General features: G+C 71.5%; 13 protein-coding genes. 4 read left to right on the top strand and 9 right to left on the bottom strand.

The window, feature by feature from the left end:
• The first annotated feature begins 198 nt into the window (after nucleotides 1–198).
• The 3 genes from OG352_RS13970 (at nucleotide 199) to OG352_RS13980 (ending at nucleotide 5469) form a co-directional block, all read left to right on the top strand.
• Nucleotides 199–1653 carry a xylulokinase gene (locus OG352_RS13970; RefSeq protein WP_329217088.1) on the top strand — a complete coding sequence of 485 codons (1455 nt, stop codon included), beginning with the start codon at nucleotides 199–201 and terminating at the stop codon, nucleotides 1651–1653.
• A gap of 154 nt (nucleotides 1654–1807) precedes the next feature.
• Nucleotides 1808–3541, top strand: coding sequence for an ABC transporter ATP-binding protein (locus tag OG352_RS13975; RefSeq protein ID WP_329217089.1), 1734 nt, complete (start codon nucleotides 1808–1810; stop codon nucleotides 3539–3541).
• Entirely contained in the window at nucleotides 3541–5469 is a 1929-nt protein-coding gene (locus OG352_RS13980; RefSeq protein ID WP_329217090.1) for an ABC transporter ATP-binding protein, read from the top strand. The genes OG352_RS13975 and OG352_RS13980 overlap by 1 nt, the downstream gene beginning before the upstream one ends.
• Before the next feature lie 62 nt (nucleotides 5470–5531).
• On the opposite strand, the gene OG352_RS13985 is transcribed toward OG352_RS13980, so the two are convergent.
• The 5 genes from OG352_RS13985 to OG352_RS14005 all read right to left on the bottom strand — a co-directional run bounded on the left by OG352_RS13985 (nucleotide 5532) and on the right by OG352_RS14005 (nucleotide 12614).
• The gene (locus OG352_RS13985) at nucleotides 5532–6770 is read right to left on the bottom strand and encodes an RNA polymerase sigma factor (RefSeq protein WP_329223819.1); all 1239 of its coding nucleotides are present in this window, start codon (nucleotides 6768–6770) and stop codon (nucleotides 5532–5534) included.
• Between the two features lie 115 nt (nucleotides 6771–6885).
• Nucleotides 6886–8781 carry a DNA primase gene (dnaG, locus tag OG352_RS13990; RefSeq protein WP_329217091.1) on the bottom strand — a complete coding sequence of 632 codons (1896 nt, stop codon included), beginning with the start codon at nucleotides 8779–8781 and terminating at the stop codon, nucleotides 6886–6888.
• A gap of 40 nt (nucleotides 8782–8821) precedes the next feature.
• Nucleotides 8822–10087: an NAD(P)/FAD-dependent oxidoreductase gene (locus OG352_RS13995; protein WP_329217092.1), complete on the bottom strand. Its 1266-nt coding sequence runs from the start codon at nucleotides 10085–10087 to the stop codon at nucleotides 8822–8824.
• 350 nt (nucleotides 10088–10437) lie between these two features.
• Nucleotides 10438–11697 carry a deoxyguanosinetriphosphate triphosphohydrolase gene (locus OG352_RS14000; RefSeq protein ID WP_329217093.1) on the bottom strand — a complete coding sequence of 420 codons (1260 nt, stop codon included), beginning with the start codon at nucleotides 11695–11697 and terminating at the stop codon, nucleotides 10438–10440.
• Between the two features lie 137 nt (nucleotides 11698–11834).
• Entirely contained in the window at nucleotides 11835–12614 is a 780-nt protein-coding gene (locus OG352_RS14005) for a sirohydrochlorin chelatase (RefSeq protein WP_329217094.1), read from the bottom strand.
• Nucleotides 12615–12816: 202 nt separating this feature from the next.
• On the opposite strand from OG352_RS14005, the gene OG352_RS14010 reads away from it, so the two are divergent.
• Nucleotides 12817–13518 carry a SanA/YdcF family protein gene (locus OG352_RS14010; RefSeq protein ID WP_329217096.1) on the top strand — a complete coding sequence of 234 codons (702 nt, stop codon included), beginning with the start codon at nucleotides 12817–12819 and terminating at the stop codon, nucleotides 13516–13518.
• Between the two features lie 48 nt (nucleotides 13519–13566).
• On the opposite strand, the gene OG352_RS14015 is transcribed toward OG352_RS14010, so the two are convergent.
• The 4 genes from OG352_RS14015 to OG352_RS14030 all read right to left on the bottom strand — a co-directional run bounded on the left by OG352_RS14015 (nucleotide 13567) and on the right by OG352_RS14030 (nucleotide 16346).
• Nucleotides 13567–14271 carry a DUF6215 domain-containing protein gene (locus OG352_RS14015; RefSeq protein WP_329217097.1) on the bottom strand — a complete coding sequence of 235 codons (705 nt, stop codon included), beginning with the start codon at nucleotides 14269–14271 and terminating at the stop codon, nucleotides 13567–13569.
• A gap of 106 nt (nucleotides 14272–14377) precedes the next feature.
• Nucleotides 14378–15049 (bottom strand): hypothetical protein, encoded by a 672-nt coding sequence (locus tag OG352_RS14020; RefSeq protein ID WP_329217098.1) that lies wholly within the window; start codon nucleotides 15047–15049, stop codon nucleotides 14378–14380.
• 263 nt (nucleotides 15050–15312) lie between these two features.
• Nucleotides 15313–16086: a hypothetical protein gene (locus OG352_RS14025; RefSeq protein ID WP_329217099.1), complete on the bottom strand. Its 774-nt coding sequence runs from the start codon at nucleotides 16084–16086 to the stop codon at nucleotides 15313–15315.
• A gap of 56 nt (nucleotides 16087–16142) precedes the next feature.
• On the bottom strand, nucleotides 16143–16346 hold the full coding sequence (locus OG352_RS14030; RefSeq protein ID WP_329217101.1) for a DUF397 domain-containing protein: 204 nt from the start codon (nucleotides 16344–16346) through the stop codon (nucleotides 16143–16145).
• Between the last annotated feature and the right edge of the window lies 1 nt (nucleotide 16347).

Raw genomic sequence — 16347 nt, forward strand, 5'->3', positions numbered from 1 at the left:
CCCAGTCCGGCTTCCAGTCCTCATCAGTTCCTCATCAGTTCCTCATCAGTCCGGCCGGCCCACCCCGTCGTCTCAGTCCTCCCGCTGCGTTTTCTCAGGGGTGCGACCAGGCACAACGTGGCCGTACCCGCCCGGCGGCACCCGCCCCGGCGGTCTCCACGGCCGCATCCGAGCGGAGCGTGCGGCAGAATTTTCGCCATGGGGATAGTCGCCGGGTTGGACAGTTCGCCCGATTTCACTCGTATCGTCGTCTGCGACGCGGACACCGGAGCCGTGCTCCGGCAGGGGTATGCGCCGCATCCGATGGAAGGCGCCGAGAGCGGTGGGCGGCCCTCCGATGTCGATCCGCAGGCCTGGCTGCTGTCCCTGGGCGAGGCCGCGGGGGGCGGGCTGCTCGAAGGTGTGCAGGCCATCGGGGTGTCCTCGCAGCAGAACGCCGTCGTGCCGCTGGACTCGCAGGGCAACACCGTGCGCCCGGCGATGGTCGGCGGCGACAAGCGGGCGCAGGTCGCGGCGGCCGATCTGCTCGACGCGCTCGGCGGGCGCGAGGCGTGGGCGCAGGCGGTCGGCTGCGTGCCGCAGGCGGCCCAGCCGGTGACCAAGCTGCGCTGGCTGGCGAAGAGCGAGCCGGAGGCCGCCGCGCGGACCGCCGTGCTGCTCCAGGCCCACGACTGGCTGGTGTGGCAGCTCCTGGGGCGGCCGGTCCGCAGGACCACCGACCGGGGTGGGGCCTCCGGGACCGGGTACTGGTCGGCCGCCACCGGCGGGTACCGGCCCGACCTGGTGGAGCTGGCGCTCGGCCACCAGGCCATGCTGCCGGAGGTGATCGGGCCGTCCGACGCGGCCGGTACGACGCCGGAGGGGCTGCTGATCTCCGCCGGCACCGGCGAGACCATGGCCGCCGCCCTGGGGCTCGGGATCGGGCTCGGCGACGCGGTCGTGTCGCTCGGCGCCTCCGGGTCGGTGATGGCCGTGCACCGCGAGGCGCTCGTCGACCAGAGCGGGATGATCACCTCCCTGGCGGACGCGACCGGCATGCACCTGCCCGTCGTCACCACCCTGAACGCCGTACGGACCCTGCGCGGCGCCGCCGAGCTGGTCGGGGCGGCCGATCTGGAGGCGCTGTCGGACCTGGCGATGAAGTCGACGCCGGGGTCGCACGGGCTGGTCATGCTGCCCTACCTGGAGGGTGAGCGGACGCCGAACCTGCCGCACACCGCCGGGACGCTGGCGGGGCTGCGGCGCGAGTCCATGAAGCCCGAGCACTTCGCGCGGGCCGCGTTCGAGGGCATGCTGTGCGGGCTCGCGGACGCGCTGGACGTGCTGCGCGGCCGGGGCGTGGACGTGCGGCGGATCTTCCTGCTGGGGGCGGCGGCCGAGCTGCCGGCCGTGCAGTCGGCGGCGCCCGCACTGTTCGGGGCGCAGGTCGTCGTACCGCAGCCGGCGGACTACGCGGCGATCGGGGCGGCCCGGCAGGCGGCGTGGGCGCTCGGGGTGTCGCAGGGCACCCTCGACCCGCGGAACCCGCCCGCCTGGCAGGGGCCGGCGGCGCAGGTCCTGGACCCGGGCGAGGAGCTGGCCGTGGGGCAGGCGGTGCGGCAGCAGTTCGTGTCGGTGCGGGAGCAGACGCATCCCGGGGCGTTTCGGGCGTAAGGCCCGCTCGGGGGTTCGGGGCGCCCACCCGTAAGGCCGGAAAAGCACTGCCCCTTGGGTTAATCATTGGGGTAACACGGGCGAGGTGTTCGACGATAGGGGCCAGGGGCAACCGAATGCCCGTGCCCCGCCCGCCGACCCCGAGAGACGTAGCGTGCTCATACGACTGCTGAGGACCTACCTCAGGCCCTACCGAAAACCCATCACCCTGCTGGTGCTGCTGCAGCTGCTGCAGACCTGCGCCACCCTCTACCTGCCCACACTCAACGCCCACATCATCGACAAGGGCGTCGTCGAGGGGGACACGGGATACATCCTGTCCTTCGGCGGCGTGATGATCGGCGTCTCGCTGGCGCAGGTGGTGTGCAACATCGGCGCCGTGTACTACGGCGCCAGGACCGCCTCCGCGCTCGGCCGGGACCTGCGGGCGGCCGTCTTCGACCGGGTGCAGTCCTTCTCCTCCCGTGAGGTCGGTCACTTCGGCGCGCCCTCGTTGATCACACGGACGACGAACGACGTCCAGCAGATCCAGATGCTCGCCCTGATGACGTTCACGCTGATGGTGTCGGCCCCCATCATGTGCGTGGGCGGCATCGTGCTGGCGCTCGGACTCGACGTGCCGCTGTCCTCCGTGCTGGTCGCCGTGGTGCCGGTGCTGGGCATCTGCGTGACGGTGATCGTGCTCCGGCTGCGGCCGCTGTTCCGGTCCATGCAGGTGAAGCTGGACACCGTGAACCGGGTGCTGCGCGAGCAGATCACCGGCAACCGGGTCATCCGCGCCTTCGTCCGCGACGAGTACGAGCAGCAGCGGTTCCGGAAGGCCAACGCCGACCTCACGGACATCTCGCTGAAGTCCGGCAACCTGCTCGCGCTGATGTTCCCGGTGGTCATGACCACGGTGAGCCTGTCGTCGATCGCGGTGGTCTGGTTCGGGGCCCATCGGATCGACGCCGGCGGGATGCAGATCGGTGATCTGACCGCCTTCCTCGCCTATCTCATGCAGATCGTCATGTCCGTCATGATGGCCACCTTCATGTTCATGATGGTGCCGCGCGCGGAGGTGTGCGCCGAGCGCATCCAGGAGGTGCTGGACACGTCGTCGAGCGTCGTGCCGCCGCTGGCGCCCGTCACCGAGCTGCGCCGGCACGGGCATCTGGAGATCCGGGGGGCGGGCTTCCGCTATCCCGGCGCCGAGGAGCCCGTCCTGAAGGCCGTGGAGCTCGTGGCGCTGCCCGGTGAGACGACCGCGGTGATCGGCTCGACCGGCAGCGGCAAGTCCACGCTGCTCGGGCTGGTGCCCCGGCTGTTCGACGCCACCGAGGGCGAGGTGCTCGTCGACGGGGTGGCCGTCGCGGACGTCGATCCGGTGCTGCTGGCGAAGACCGTGGGGCTCGTGCCGCAGAAGCCGTACCTGTTCGCGGGGACGGTCGCCACCAACCTGCGCTACGGCAATCCGGACGCCACCGACGAGGAGCTGTGGCACGCGCTGGAGGTGGCGCAGGCCAAGGACTTCGTGAGCAAGCTGGAGAACGGGCTGGACTCCCCCATCTCGCAGGGCGGGACGAACGTCTCCGGCGGTCAGCGGCAGCGGCTCGCGATCGCCCGTACGCTCGTGCAGCGGCCGGAGATCTACCTCTTCGACGACTCCTTCTCCGCCCTCGACTACGCCACCGACGCGGCGCTGCGGGCGGCGCTCGGGCGGGAGACCGCCGAGGCGACCGTCGTGATCGTCGCCCAGCGGGTGGCGACCATCCGCGACGCCGACCGGATCATCGTCCTCGACGAGGGCCGGGTCGTCGGCACGGGCACGCACACCGCGCTCATGGCGGGCAACGAGACCTATCGGGAGATCGTCCTCTCCCAGCTCACGGAAGCGGAGGCAGCCTGATGGCCGGGCCCATGGGGCGCATGATGGGCGCCGCCGGTCCCGAGAGCCGCACGCTGGACTTCAAGGTGTCCGGCAGGCGGCTGCTCGCGTACTTCAAGCCGGAACGGTTCACCCTCTACGCGATGCTGGCCAGCGTGGTGCTCAGCGTCGGCCTCAGCGTGGTCGGGCCGAAGATCCTCGGCCAGGCCACCGACCTGGTCTTCGCGGGCATCATCGGCCGGGAGATGCCGGCCGGGGCGAGCAAGGAGCAGGTGCTCGACTCGATGCGGGCGCGCGGCGAGGGCAGTGTCGCCGACATGCTCCGCAGCACCGACTTCACGCCGGGCCAGGGCATCGACTTCGACCAGGTCGGCCGGGTCCTGCTGTTCGCGATCGTCGTGTTCCTCGTCTCCGGTCTGCTGATGGCGGTGGGGACGCGCCTGGTCAACCGGGCCGTCAACCGGACGATGTTCCGGATGCGCGAGGACGTGCAGACGAAGCTGTCGCGGCTGCCGCTGTCGTACTTCGACAAGCGCCAGCGCGGCGAGGTGCTGTCGCGCGCGACGAACGACATCGACAACATCGGGCAGACGCTCCAGCAGTCGCTGGGCCAGCTCGTCAACTCGCTGCTGACGATCATCGGCGTGCTGGCGATGATGTTCTGGGTGTCGTGGATCCTCGCGCTGGTCGCGCTGGTGACGGTGCCGCTGTCGGCGGTCGTCGCCACGCGCGTGGGCAAGCGGTCGCAGCCGCACTTCGTGCAGCAGTGGCGCACCACCGGCAAGCTCAACGCCCACATCGAGGAGATGTACACCGGTCACACGCTGGTGAAGGTGTTCGGCCGCCAGGACGAGTCCGCCGAGCAGTTCGCCGAGCAGAACGACGCGCTGTACGAGGCCGGGTTCAGGGCGCAGTACAACAGCGGGGTCATGCAGCCGCTGATGATGTTCATCTCGAACCTCAACTACGTGCTGGTCGCGGTCGTCGGCGGGCTGCGCGTCGCGTCGGGCGCGCTGTCCATCGGTGACGTGCAGGCGTTCATCCAGTACTCGCGCCAGTTCTCCATGCCGCTGACGCAGGTCGCGTCGATGGCGAACCTGGTGCAGTCGGGCGTCGCCTCGGCGGAGCGGATCTTCGAACTCCTGGACGCGGAGGAGCAGGAGGCGGATCCGGTGGCGGCGCAGCGGCCCGCGGAGCTGCGCGGGCTGGTGTCGCTGGAGGGCGTGTCCTTCCGGTACGACCCGCAGAAGCCGCTGATCGAGGACCTGTCGCTGACGGTGGAGCCCGGCCACACGGTCGCCATCGTCGGCCCGACCGGCGCCGGCAAGACGACGCTGGTGAACCTCCTCATGCGGTTCTACGACGTCTCCGGCGGGCGCATCGCCCTCGACGGCGTCGACATCGCCACGATGTCCCGCGACGACCTGCGCGCCGGCATCGGCATGGTCCTCCAGGACACCTGGCTGTTCGGCGGCACCATCGCGGAGAACATCGCGTACGGGGCGTCGCGGGAGGTCACCCGGGGCGAGATCGAGGAGGCGGCGCGGGCCGCGCACGCCGACCGGTTCGTCCGCACCCTTCCCGACGGCTACGACACCGTGATCGACGACGAGGGCAGCGGGGTCAGCGCCGGTGAGAAGCAGTTGATCACCATCGCGCGGGCGTTCCTGTCCGACCCGGTGATCCTGGTGCTCGACGAGGCCACCAGCTCCGTCGACACCCGTACCGAGGTGCTGATCCAGAAGGCGATGGCCAAGCTGGCGCACGGGCGTACGTCGTTCGTCATCGCGCACCGGCTGTCGACCATCCGGGACGCCGACACGATCCTGGTGATGGAGAACGGCTCGATCGTCGAACAGGGCGCCCACGCCGAGCTGCTCGCGGCCGACGGGGCGTACGCGCGGCTGTACAAGGCGCAGTTCGCGGAGGCGGTGGCGGAGGTCGACTAGCGGTCGGTCAAGCCCGGGGGCCGCTCACGCGAACGTGAGCGGCCCCTTTTTCGGCCCGGTGCTCAGTCCAGGTAGCCCCTCAGCTGGTCCGCGAAGGCGTGGTCGCGCAGCTTGTTGAGGGTCTTGGACTCGATCTGCCGGATCCGTTCGCGCGTCACGCCGAAGATGCGGCCGATCTCCTCCAGGGTGCGCGGGCGGCCGTCCGCGAGGCCGTAGCGGAGTTGGACGACCTTCCGCTCGCGTTCGCCGAGTGTGGAGAGCACGGCCTCCAGGTGTTCGCGCAGCAGCAGGAAGGCCGCCGACTCGACGGGGCTGGCCGCGTCGCCGTCCTCGATGAGGTCGCCGAGGGCCACGTCGTCCTCCTCGCCCACCGGGGCGTGCAGGGAGACCGGCTCCTGGGCGAGGCGCAGGACCTCGCCGACGCGTTCGGGCGGCAGGTCCAGTTGGGCGGCGACCTCTTCGGGGGTCGGTTCGTAGCCGCGTTCCTGGAGCATGCGGCGCTGGACCCGGACGACCCGGTTGATGAGCTCGACGACATGGACCGGGACGCGGATGGTGCGTGCCTGGTCGGCGAGCGCCCGGGACATGGCCTGGCGGATCCACCAGGTGGCGTACGTGGAGAACTTGTAGCCGCGGGCGTAGTCGAACTTCTCGACCGCCCGGATCAGGCCGAGGTTGCCCTCCTGGACGAGGTCGAGCATGGTGAGCCCGCGCCCGATGTACCGCTTGGCGACGGAGACCACGAGCCGCAGGTTGGCCTCGATCAGCCGGCGCTTGGCCATCCGGCCCATGACGACCAACCGGTCGAGGTCGAGGGCGAGTTCACTGTCCAGGTCGGGCGCGCCGGCGAGTTTCTCCTCGGCGAACAGGCCCGCCTCCACGCAACGCGCCAGCTCGACCTCCTCGGCCGCGGTGAGCAGCGGGATGCGGCCGATCTCGCGCAGGTACTGGCGGAACAGGTCCGAGGAGGGGCTGCTGTTGTCGACGACGCGGGCGCGGGGCCGGGCCTCGGCGGGTTCGGGCTCCGGGCCGTCGTCGAGCGCCTCGGCGGGCGGATCGGCGGGTTCCGCCTCTGCCTCCGACTCCGTGTCCGACTCCGGATCCGTCTCCGGGTGGCGCGTGGCACGGTGCTGCGGCGGGACCGCGGCCAGGACGTCCGTATCGGCGTCCGGATCCGTACCGTCGGCGGCGGTGCTGTTGCTGGTGCTGGTGGTGCTGTCGGTCGTGCGGTCGGTCTGCGTCAGAGTCTGGGTCTGCACGGGGGCGACCTCCAGGATGATCGCTGCTGAGGTGAGCGGCAGCGGTGCTCCGTGGGCCGCTCCGAGGACTCAGGCACCGGACCCAGTGTGGCGTACGACACATCCCTCCCACGAGGGGCGTGCGGTGACTTTTTGAGTCCGGGGTGTGACGGCCTGTTCAGAGGGCCGAGGCGCCGTGTGTCTGGAGGGCCTGGTCGTACTGCTGAAGGACCCACAGTTCGTTCTGCACGGCGGCGAACCGGGCCTGGTCGCCGGCGGCACCGAGGCGGGCCAGTTGGGAGTTGGCGTCGCGGATCCGGCGTTCCACGGCGCGGCGGCGGACGGTCACCAACTGGAGCCCCGCGTAGATCTCGTCGACCGCCTTGCGCATGATCGCCTCGACGGCCAGCTCCGTGACCATGGAGCGGACCGTGTCGTCCGGCGCGGCCTCCCGGACCCGTACGAGGTACTCCTGTTCGTCCTGTACGCCCCACTCGGCGCCGCCCGCGTCCATGATCGCCTGGCGTACGGCGGCGTAGGGGGCGGCGGTGAACTCGTCGATGCCGTACGCGTCGAAGGCCGGGGCGACCAACTGGGGGCGCTGGAGGGCGAGTTTGAGCAGCTCGCGTTCGGTCGCGTAGACGGGGTTGCGCAGGGTGAGGGCGGGGCCGCCGCCGGCGGGGCGGGGGGCGGCCTCGTACTGCTGGGGGGCGCGGTTGCCGCCGGGGGCCGGGGCCTTGCCGCCGCCGCGCCGGTGAAGGTGGCCGACGCGGTCCACCACGAACTCCGGGTCCAGGATGCCGACCAGGCCGGCGAGCTCGACGGCCATCTCGCGCCGCGCGGTGCGCTCCTTGATCCGGGCGGCCACGGGGGCCGCCTCGTCCAGGGCCGCCGCGCGGCCCCCGGGGGTCTCCAGGTCGTAGCGCTGCACGATCTGCTGGAGCGCGAACTTGAACAGCGGGGTGTGCGGCTGGACCAGTTCGGCGACGGCGTCGTCGCCCTTCGCCAGGCGCAGTTCGCACGGGTCCATGCTGTCGGGAGCGATCGCGATGTAGGTCGAGGCGGCGAACTTCTGGTCGTCCTCGAACGCCCGCAGCGCGGCCTTCTGGCCCGCCGCGTCGCCGTCGAAGGTGAAGATGACACGCGAGGTGCCGTTGTCCATCAGCAGGCGGCGCAGCACCTTGATGTGTTCGCTGCCGAAGGCCGTGCCGCAGGTGGCGATCGCGGTCGTCACCCCGGCGAGGTGGCAGGCCATGACGTCGGTGTAGCCCTCGACGACGACGGCCCGGCTGGCCTTGGCGATGTGCTGTTTGGCGAGGTCGATGCCGTACAGCACCTGGGACTTCTTGTAGATCGCCGTGTCGGGCGTGTTGAGGTACTTGGGGCCGTTGTCGGCCTCGTAGAGCTTGCGGGCGCCGAATCCGACGACCTCGCCGCCGATGTCGCGGATGGGCCACATCAGACGGCCCCGGAAGCGGTCGATGGGGCCGCGCCGGCCCTCCTGCGCGAGCCCCGACAGGAACAGCTCCTTGTCGGTGAAGCCCTTGCCGCGCAGGAAGCGGGTGAGGTGGTCCCAGCCCTGGGGGCTGTAGCCGACGCCGAAGTGGACGGCGGCGGCCTGGTCGAAGCCGCGCTCGGCGAGGAAGATCCGGCCGGTGTCGGCCTCGGGGCCGCTGGCGAGCTGTTCCGCGTACCACTCGGCGGCGATCTTGTGGGCCTCGACCAGGCGGATGCGTTCGCCGCGCTGGTGGGCGGGGTTGTAGCCGCCCTCCTCGTAGCGCAGGGTGATGCCGGCCTGGGCGGCGAGTCGCTCGACGACCTCGGAGAAGGTGAGGTGGTCGACCTTCATCACGAACGTGATGGTGTCGCCGCCCTCCTGGCAGCCGAAGCAGTGGAAGAGCCCCTTGCTCGGGCTGACCTGGAAGGACGGCGACTTCTCGTCGTGGAACGGGCACAGCCCCTTGAGGTTGCCGCCGCCCGCGTTGCGCAGTTGGAGGTACTCGGACACCACGGCGTCGATCGGGACCGCGTCCCGTACCGCCTTCACGTCCTCGTCGTTGATCCGTCCTGCCACGTGGCGATTCTACGGGGCAGGACCGACGCTCCCGGAGCGTCTAGGAGACCAGGTCCCCGAGCGGAACGTGGGGGTCCGCCAATGCCTCCGTGTTCACGGGGGTTCGGGACGTGATCAGCTTCTGGATCGGCTCTGTGACGTCCCACACGTTCACGTTCATCCCGGCCAGGACGCGGCCCTCCTTGAGCCAGAACGCGATGAACTCCCGCTTGCCCGCGTCGCCCCGGATCACCACCTCGTCGTACGTCCCCGGCGGGGCCCAGCCGCTGTACTCCATGCCCAGGTCGTACTGGTCGGAGAAGAAGTAGGGGACGCGGTCGTAGGGGATGTCCTTGCCGAGCATCGCGCGGGCGGCGGCCGGACCGCCGTTCAGCGCGTTGGCCCAGTGCTCCACGCGCAGCCGGGTGTCGAAAAGGGCGTGCGGGAAGGACGCGACGTCGCCGGCGGCGTGGATGTCGGGGTCGGAGGTGCGCAGCCGGTGGTCCACGGCGATGCCCCCGCCGTGGGCGCGCTCGGCCAGCAGCAGCCCCGCCGCCTCCGCGAGGGAGGTGCGCGGGGCCGCGCCGATCGCCGCGAGGACGTCGTGCGCCGGGTGTTCCTCGCCGTCGTCGGTGCGGGCGGCGAGGACCATGCCGTCCTGGCCGACGATCTCGGTGAGCCTGGCGCCGAAGTGGAAGCGGACGCCGTGCTCGCGGTGCAGGTCGGCGAAGATGCCGCCCAGTTCCGGGCCGAGCACGCCGTGCAGCGGGGTCGGCTCCGGTTCGACGACGGTGACCTCGGCGCCGTACTCACGGGCCGCCGCCGCGACCTCCAGGCCGATCCAGCCGCCGCCGGCGATCACGATGTGGCCGTTGTCCCGGCCGAGGGCGGCCAGGACGCCCTTGAGGCGCTCGGCGTGCGAGAGACGGCGCAGGTGGTGCACGCCCGCGAGGTCGGTGCCGGGGATGTCCAGCCGGCGCGGTTCGGCGCCGGTGGCCAGGAGCAGCTTGTCGTAGTGGACGAGGGTGCCGTCGTCGCCGAAGCGGACCGTCTTCGCGGTGCGGTCGATCGCGTCGACGGTCTGGCCGAGGTGCAGCTCGATGTCGTTCTGCGCGTACCAGGCGGGCTCGTGCACGAAGACGCTCTCGCGGGGCTTCTTGCCGAGCAGGTAGCCCTTGGAGAGCGGCGGGCGCTCGTAGGGGTGGTCGCGCTCGTCGCAGATCAGTATCACGCGGCCGGTGAAGCCCTCCGCCCGCAGCGTCTCGGCCGCCTTCGCGCCGGCCAGGCCTCCTCCGACGATGACAAATGTCTGATCCGCGTCGACCACGTGATGCCTCCTCGTAAGCGTTTCGCCACATGCGAGCGTCCCGCACGCGGCGCGGTGGGGGAAGGGGGACGTGCCCGATCAGCGCATGCCGGGCCGGGTTCCGGCCCGTTTGGGTGCACGGGGCGGGGCCGGGGTGCGGAGTTGAGGGCGGCTGGTGTGCGGGTTGGCGTGCGGGCGGGGGTGCGGGTCGGGTGCGGGTGCAGGTCGGGGTGCGGGTGCGGGCCCGGGTGCGGGTCGGGGTGCGGGCCCGGGTGCGGGCTGGGGTGCGGGTGCGGGCCCGGGTGCGGGTCGGGGTGCGGGTGCGGGTCCGGGGTGGGGGTGCGGGTGCGGGCGGGGGTGCGGGCGCCCGGTCAGCGTCTCGTCTGTGCCGTCAGGCGGGTGTGCAGCGAGCGGGCCGAGGCGTCGGTGAGGGAGGCGATCTGGTCGACGACGACGCGCTTGCGGGCCCGGTCGTCCGGTGCCCGGTCGAACAGGGCGCGGAACTGGGGGTCGAGGCCGTCGGGGGCGCGGACCGTGAGGGCCTCGGCGAGCTCGCTGATGACGACGCGCTGGTCGGCGCGCAGGAGTTCCTGTTCGGCGCGCTGCATGACGTACCGGTCGGCGACCGCCTTGAGGACCGCGCACTCCAGGCGCGCCTCGTCCGGGACGACGAGTTCGGCGTCGTAACGGGTCAGACGGCCCGTGCCGTGGCGGGTGCGGGTGGCGGCCTCGGCGGCGAGGCAGAAGCGGCCGATGAGCTGGCTGGTGGCGTCCTTCAGGCCGGCCTGGGCGACCGCCGTGCCGTCGTAGCCGTGCGGCCACCACTCCTGGTCGAGGAGGCGGTCTAGGGCGGCGGCGAGTTCGGCCGGATCGGTGTCGGCGGGGACGTAGCGGCCGATGGCGACCCGGAAGACCTCCTGGCGTTCCGGTTCGGCGTGCAGGCAGTTGGGGTCGATGTGTCCCGCGTGCAGGCCGTCCTCCACGTCGTGCACCGAGTACGCGACGTCGTCCGCCCAGTCCATGACCTGCGCCTCGAAGCAGGTGCGCGTGCCGGGGGCCTCCTTGCGGACCCAGTCGAAGACGGGCCTGTCGTCCTCGTAGACGCCGAACTTGCCGGACGCCGGGTCGGTGGGGTGGGCGCCGCGCGGCCAGGGGTACTTGGTGGCGGCGTCGAGGGTGGCCCGGGTGAGGTTGAGGCCGACGGAGCCCTCGTCGGTGAAGCGCTTGGGCTCGATGCGGGTGAGCAGGCGCAGCGACTGGGCGTTGCCCTCGAAGCCGCCGCAGTCCCGCGCGAAGTCGTTCAGGGCCTGTTCGCCGTTGTGGCCGAACGGGGGGTGGCCCAGGTCGTGGGAGAGGCAGGCCGCCTCGACCAGGTCGGGGTCGCAGCCGAGGGCCGCGCCGAGTTCGCGGCCCACCTGGGCGCACTCCAGGGAGTGGGTGAGGCGGGTGCGGGGGGTGGCGTCCCACACCTGGCTGCGGGTGCCCGGGGTGACTACCTGGGTTTTGCCCGCGAGTCTTCTCAGCGCCGAGGAGTGCAGGATTCTCGCGCGGTCGCGTTGGAAGGCGGTGCGGCCGGGGCGCTTGTCGGGTTCCGCCGCCCAGCGTTCGGTTGACGGCAAGTCGTAGGGCATGTCTCGACAGTAGGCGGCGGTACTGACAAATGGGTGCCTACTCGTCTGCCGGGTTCTGTGTGTGGGCGCGTGCGGGCCGGATGTGGTCGCTCGCGCCCACGCGGCGCAGCCGCAAATCGATACAGCCCCGCGCCCCTTCAGGCGGCGTTGGTCCCGGCCCCCATTGCAAGTGACTGGTCGTAGCGGTGGAGGAGGAGGTCGGCCATTGCCTGGTGGGTGCCCAGGGGGGCCGAGGCGATCCAGGGGGCTGCCTGCGCGCACTCCGTCGCGAAGCGGCCCGGGGCGGTGAAGCAGGAGGCCACGGCCACCCGGTCCCGGCCCCTTGCCGCCAGTGCGCGCAGCGCCGTCGGGACGGCCGGGGTGGCCGTCGAGGCGTACGCGGGGATGACCGGGACGCCCAGGCGGCGGGCCAGGAGGCGGGCGGTGCGGCGAGTGTCCACGGCCGAGTCCGGGTCGCGGGAGCCCGCCGCCGCGAGGACCACCGCGCTCGTCCGGCGCTCCGCCGCCGTCAGGTCCGTGCGCCAGCCCGCCTCGACCAGACGGGTGTGGAGCGCCTCCACCAGCAGGGGGTGCGGGCCCAGCGGGGCCGCCACGCGCGCGCGTACCCGTGCCTTCGCCGCCATCTCGGGGATGTCCCGCTTGACGTGGTAGCCCCGGGCCAGCAGCAGGGGGACGAGGACGGCGTCCGGCGTGCCGTGGGCGTCGAGGTCGGCGAGGGTGTCCGTCAGCAGGGGCTCGTTGAGCTCGATGTGGCCGAGGTGGACCGGCAGGCCGGGGCGCTGCTCGCGGACGCGGTCCAGGAGCGTGCGGACGGTGCTCAGGGCGCGCGGGTCGCGGCTGCCGTGGGCGACGACGACCAGCGCGGGCGGGCCGGGACGCCGGCGGCCGTCGAGGTGAACGAGGCTTGGCTGGCTCATGGACCGATCCTGACGGCACGAGGTTGCACTCCGGTTGCCTGACCGTCACGAGTCTTTTCCGGTCGTTCACCGTGGGCGGGGCGGCGGTGTGAGATGCGATGTGAGATGCGGCTCGGCAGGCCGCTCGGTGAGGGGGCGAACCGGATCGGCGTCGGGTGCGTCTTGCGAGGCCGGAGGGGTTGTCGATCCGGGGGGACACCGTATGAACATCCGTCTGAACGTCCGTCGACCGCGACTGCCGCGCACCCGTGCGGGGCGGCGCCGGCTGGTGCAGGGCGTGATGGCGGGGTGCGTGCTGGCGCTGCTGCCGGCCACCTGGCTGTACGTGTCCACGGCCGACCGGCTCGGTACGACGGCCGACGCGCCGCGCACCGACGTCGCCGTCGTCTTCGGCGCCGGTCTGTGGGACGGCGAGCCGTCGCCGTATCTCGCGCACCGGCTGGACGCGGCGGCCACGCTGTACCGGGAGGGCCGGGTCAGGGTCGTGCTCGTGACCGGCGACAACAGCCGCGAGGACTACGACGAGCCCGACGCGATGCGTACGTACCTGACGAAGCACGGGGTGCCGGACGCGCGGATCGTCAGCGACTACGCCGGTTTCGACACCTGGGACTCCTGCGTCCGCGCCAAGAAGATCTTCGGCGTCGACCGGGCCGTACTGATCAGCCAGGGCTTCCACATCCGGCGCGCCGTCGCCCTGTGCCAGGCGGCGGGGGTGGACTCGTACGGCATCGGCGTCGCCGCGAAACATGACGTGACCTGGTATTACGGCGGCGCCCGGGAGGTCGTCGCGGCCGGCAAGGCGGCCCTGGACGCGGTGTTCGAGCCGGAACCCCGGTTCCTGGGGCCGAAGGAACCGGGCGTGACGCGGGCGCTGGGCGGCGGGGGCGGCGGCGACCGGTAGGGCCGGCCGGGACACGAAGGGGATCGGCTACGTTCGGCGTGGCTGTCGTCAGCCGGCGGCCGTCCAGCCGGGGATCGCGGGCAGCACCTTCGCCGCGACGCGGAGCAGGGCCGCGTCGTCGGGCGGGACGCTGTCCTGGCGCCAGATGGCGAGTTCGTAGGAGCCGCCGCCGTCCTTGGTGTCCGGGGCGACGATCAGGGTGCGGGCGATGCCGCCGGGGCCGGTCTCGGACTTGCCGCCGCCGAGGTTGAACTGGATCGCGAACGTCTGACCCGAGTAGAGCACCGCCGGGTGGCCCAGGATCGTCTTCTTCGCCCCGTCGTTCAGCAGGTCCTCCAGCCCGGCGACCGGGAGGTCGTCGTAGGACCGCGAGAGCTTCACGGTGTAGGTGTCCAGTTGGACGTTCCCCTCGGGTGTGGGGGTCTTGGCGCCGCCCGCCGACTCGACCGAGCCGTCGCTCGCGTAGGCCGTCAGCGCGTGCTCCTGCGGCGTGCCGAGGAGTGTCGGCAGGTCCGCGCGGTTCAGCGCCGTGCACAGTTGCGTCCCGGAGACGCGGTGCGCCGCCTTCGCGGCCTTGTCGGCCTTCTTGTCCTCTTCGTCGGGCGAGCAGGTCGCCGGTTTGTCGGCGGCCTTGGCCTCGTTCTTCTGGATCACGTACAGCCCGCCCCCGAGCGCCCCGACCACGACCAGCGCCGCGATGGCCTGAGCCCACGCGTTCGGGCCCTTCTCCGGCGCGCCAACTACCTCTGCCATGTGCCCCGTTACCCCCGGTACCCCCTGCTCGCGCCGGATGCGCGCTGGGGGAGCGTAACGGGTGATCCAGCCACGGGGAAGCGAGATTCCTCACCAGTAGGTCGCGTCACCAGTAGGTCACGTCCAGTACCCGCGCACAGTGCGGATCCCCGTCGTCCGCCGCCATCTGCTCCCCCTCCCCTTCGAGCAGCGAGGGGAGCGCCGCGATCAGCGCGGTGAGCGCCCCGGTCGTCCGGACGTCGGCGGCGGTCACGCCGGGCATCCCCGCGACACGGAAATAGAGCCGCACCCGGTCCTGGTCCAGGAAGAGGAAACCGTGCAGGAGGGGATCGCCCCAGGTCTCGTCGTACGGGCGGACGAGGGTCCGCAACAGCCGCAGCCCACGGTCGGCGTCCGTCTCAGGGGCGCGGGCCACGGCCGCCGGGTCCACGGCAACGAGCGGCATCCCCATCACCGTGCGACCCCTCCCGGACGGCCGACTGCCGCCCGCGCCGCCGCCCGCGCCGCCGCACAGGCTGCGCAACATCCCGATGACGTCGTACGCGGTCACGCTGTCCTCGCCTACGACGAGCGGGAACTGATAGAGCGTCAACTCGCGCGTGCATACGGCGTTTACGGCCCCGACGGCTACTCGTACGGCGTCGGCGCCGCCGGGGGCGGGCAGCACTCCGCGCAGGTACGACGTCCCGGTGAGCGGGGCGTGGAGGTGCTGGAGCAGGAGGGGGATCAGGTCGGCCTGGTCGTGTTCGGTGTCGTCATGTTCGGTGTCTTCATCCACGGGGCCATTGTGAATGGCGCGCCGGACGGAAAATTCCGCCGCGTCAGATCTGACATTACGTTAACTGCCCATATTGGCAGGCTATTTCTCACAGGAGAATTTCCCCTTTCAACGCACTGTCATCTGCCTTCGGATGACGCCGTCCGGTTTCGCAGATTCGATTCCTACGACACTCCACACCCCGTCGAATACGCGGCCGGCCGGCCCCGTGGCCGCACCGGAACGGGGCGTGCAGCCGCGGAAGCCTTCGTAACCGCCGGCCGTCAGTAGCGGTGGCCAGGCCAGTGCGGATCCGTCCAGCGGTCCTCACCGGTGAGTCCGAGCAGCCGTATCCGGTGCCGCAGATCCGCCGATGCGCCCGATTCGCGGAGGCGCACCGCAGCGTGGCCGAGGAGCCAGGCGACCAGCTCGGCCCGCAGCGCCTCCTCGTCGTGCTCGTGCCCGTACCAGCCGACGCTCCACGGCAGACCGTCTCCCAGGAGCTCGTACGACCATTCCGCGGCCGCCTCGGCGAGACGTCGGTCGCTGAGGTACCCGGTCTGCCCTTCCCAGTCTGCAAGCCAGGGGCCGAGCGTTCCGGACGCCTCGGCGCACATCACGAAGACCTGGTGCGCCGGGACGGCCGCGTCCGGATCGGTGAGGCTCTGCACCCACCAGGCATGCAGGAACTCGCCTACCGGACCAGCCTGTTCGGCAGGCCATTGTTGCCAGCCGCCGAGGGCGAAGGAGTGTCCGGCCTCTTCCAGCCCGAACAGGGGGTCCACGCGACCGGCGACCAGGGCCGTGGCGAACTGCGGCAGGACGCGGCGCAGCACGGCCGCGTGATCGGTCCAGTCGACGGCCTGCCAGGCCCGGCGCAGGAGGTCCGGCTCCAGTTCCACGTCCGGCGTCTTCAGAAGGTCGACTTCCTCCCGACTGCCCCAGTGGCACTCGCAGTTGTGCTCGTCCGGATGCGCGGTCATGCCGCGGAAGGTGACGGAGAGGTTCTCCAGGGCGGCGCTGAGACGGCGGCGCGCGGGACGGTCGGCGAGATGCAAGATGTGCCCGGCCTTCGAGGACTCCGTACGGCTTCCGCCGGCCGAAGATCGCTACGTTACCCGGTGAGACGGGGCCTTGGATCATCGCCCACAAGCGCGGCCTGGAAGGCCAGCCATCCGCGGGGCGTGACGCGGAGGTTGGGGCCGGTGGGGTGCTTTGAGTCGCGTATGGAGATGGTGGTGGGGATGTTGGTGGCTACTTCGACACACTCTTCTTTGTCGTCGCTGTAGGTGGACTTGCGATAGTGGAAAACGGGCACG

Origin of the sequence: Streptomyces sp. NBC_01485, from assembly GCF_036227125.1 — a bacterium.
GTDB lineage: Bacteria > Actinomycetota > Actinomycetes > Streptomycetales > Streptomycetaceae > Streptomyces.